The sequence below is a fragment of the Psittacicella gerlachiana genome (genome assembly GCF_003585965.1).
GTDB lineage: Bacteria > Pseudomonadota > Gammaproteobacteria > Enterobacterales > Psittacicellaceae > Psittacicella > Psittacicella gerlachiana.
Genome location: NZ_NRJF01000215.1, coordinates 1 through 2,572 on the forward strand (window position 1 = coordinate 1; position 2,572 = coordinate 2,572).

Annotated in this window: 2 protein-coding genes; both read left to right on the forward strand. The window is 33.8% G+C overall.

Annotated elements, in window-relative coordinates:
• Window positions 1-998, forward strand: a 998-nt coding sequence (locus CKF59_RS06725) for an MFS transporter (RefSeq protein WP_119535173.1), incomplete at its 5' end; no start/stop codon positions are given.
• Between the two features lie 468 nt (window positions 999-1,466).
• Entirely contained in the window at window positions 1,467-2,357 is an 891-nt protein-coding gene (locus CKF59_RS06730) for a LysR family transcriptional regulator (protein ID WP_119535174.1), read from the forward strand.
• The last annotated feature ends 215 nt before the right edge of the window (window positions 2,358-2,572 follow it).

The following is a 2,572-nucleotide window of genomic DNA, read 5'->3' on the forward strand; positions in this document are numbered from 1 at the left end:
TAATTTGGGGACCTATTTCCGATATGGTTGGGCGTAAGATCCCGTTATATCTTGGGATGCTAATTTTTGTGATAGGTACTTTTGGTTGTGCTTATAGTACAAGTATGACTCAGTTAGTAACTTGGCGCATAATCATGGCATTAGGTGCATGTACAGCTCCAATGTTAGCTCGAGCAATGATTCGAGATCAATATAGTCCAACTCGAGTAGCTGAAATCTTATTGTTATTAAATATTATTTTAGCAATTTCGCCAATTTTAGGACCTTTACTTGGGAGTGCAATTGCAGCTTATTTCTCATGGCATGCAATTTTTATTTATCTCGCAATTGTTGGCTTTATGTTTTTACTAATTAGTTTTACTCTCCCAGAAACTCTTACTCCTACAAATCGTGTTCCAACGAGTTGGCATAATTTAGCTAAGGTATTTACAGTTTATGCTCAATTACTAGGTAATTGGCAATATATGCGTTATGTCCTTACCATTACTTTTTTATATATAGCAAATTACACTTTTATTACTGGCTCTCCTTTTGTATTTATTACTTATTTTGGAGCCTCAGCGGTGCAATTTAGTTTATTTTTTGCTGCCGCAGTGGTAGGGAATGTAATTTTAAGCTTAATTATTCGCAATTATATTACTAAGCTGGATATGCATCTAGTAGTAAAAGTTTGTACCTTATGGGCAACTTTTTGGGGAATAGTACTGGTAATTATTGCTCAAACTGGTTTTGGTGGTATGTATGCTATTATCATGACAAATATTTTACATTTTGCTCCTACGGCAGTTCTTTCTTCTTTAGGAACAAGTTTAGCTTTAGCTAAAGTAAAAAATGATCAGGTAGGAGCGGCTACAGCATTATTAAGTGCTTTACAATATGGTTCAGGGATAGTTTCTTCTACCTTACTAGCTTTAATAGTTACGGGTACAATTATGCCTTATGCTGTAATTATTTTAGTTTTTGTAAGCTTATCGTTTTTAGTGGTAGCAAAAAAGTAGAAGCTAGTAGCAAAAAGTAAGAAATTAGTCCAACTTTGAAAGTTGAGGCTAGTTTTATGTGGAAAATGAAATAAAGATGTGTGATTAGCTCCGATAAGGGGTTATGAACACATCTTTTTTGCATCTAGATTTTAGTTTATTTAAATCCTAAACGTTGACAAACCCCAAAAGTTCAAGCTGCAATGCTTTTGCAAACTTGATGAGTTGGAAAAATAGGTCTACATTTGTTTAGATTGTTTTTTTGGTAGCATTTTTTTCGTTACTTGTTTAAAGTTTTGTTGTGAACTCTAAAATAGAAGCTAAAGCTAGTTAAAAATTTAAAGAAGTAATTTTAGTCGAAGTAACTTACTTAGATGACAAAATAAGGAGAAGTTTGAGCTTAAGTCCAAGAACCAATTTGGATTAAAATGTGAGAAATGGGTATTTATGTGTATAATACAGAGAAAAGGACTGTATTAATAAGCATTTATGGCAAAGAATTTTAATGATTTATATCTCTACTTAGTGGTAGTTCAGAGTGGTGGTTTTACCAGCGCTGCTAAGTATTTAAATATCACCACTTCAGCAGTTTCACACGGGATTACTAATCTAGAAAATCGCTTAAAAGTAAAACTATTAAATCGTACCACTCGTAGTATTTCTTGTACTGAGGCGGGACGTAAACTCTATGAGCGTTTAATTCCTTTATACGATAGTATTGAAAAAGAAATTCTCGAATTAAGTAATGTAAATAATGAAGTTCGTGGAACAATTAGGATTAACGCCTCGACCAATATTTGTCGTTATTTACTCTATCCTCGCTTAAAAGATTTATTACAAGCAAATCCTGAATTAAATCTCGAGTTTTATGCAGATTTTAATTTTGTGGATATTGTCGAGCAAGGATTTGATTTTGGGGTACGTTTAGGAGAAGAACTGGCTCAAGATATGATAGCGGTGCAAATTAGTCCCCCTATAAAAATGCATCTTGTAGCTAGTCCAGCTTATCTCGCTAAACATGGAACTCCAAAAACTCTTGATGAACTCCATCAGCATACTTTAGCTTGTTTAAGTTTAAATAATAAACGTCAGTACATTAACTGGGAGTTTATGAAAAACGGAAATATTGTTAAGCCTGATCTTACTTACAGTTTACGGAGTAATACTCCCGAGCTTTTAAAACAAGCGGCTTTAGATGGGACGGCAATGGTTTGGGGCTTTAGCTATGAGTATGCAGCTCAAATCGAGAGCGGAGAGTTAGTCGAAGTACTGAGTGAGTTTGCTCCGGTTTATGAGCCTCTCTATCTTTACTATCCTCAAAATCGCCATAAATCTAAAGCGATGCAGGAAGTAATTGAGGCTTTAAGATATAAAGCTTAGAAGGCTCAAGCTTAAATTCAGTAATATAAAATGTTTTAAAGCACATGGTGGTCCTCTTAAATGCGGAGCTAAAATGCGTGAATTTTATCTACTGAAGCTATGAGCTATAATAATTGATCAAATTGTAAGAGCTAAAAAGAGTGATTGCTTATTTTATTTAAGGAATTAGCTAATCTCTAGAAGCAAATAAAGAAACAAACAAAAAATCGAGTTTA

Bases quoted from the DNA above. Each gene is read 5' to 3' on its own strand.
- CKF59_RS06730 (WP_119535174.1), top strand. From the start codon at position 1,467: ATGGCAAAGAATTTTAATGATTTATATCTCTACTTAGTGGTAGTTCAG.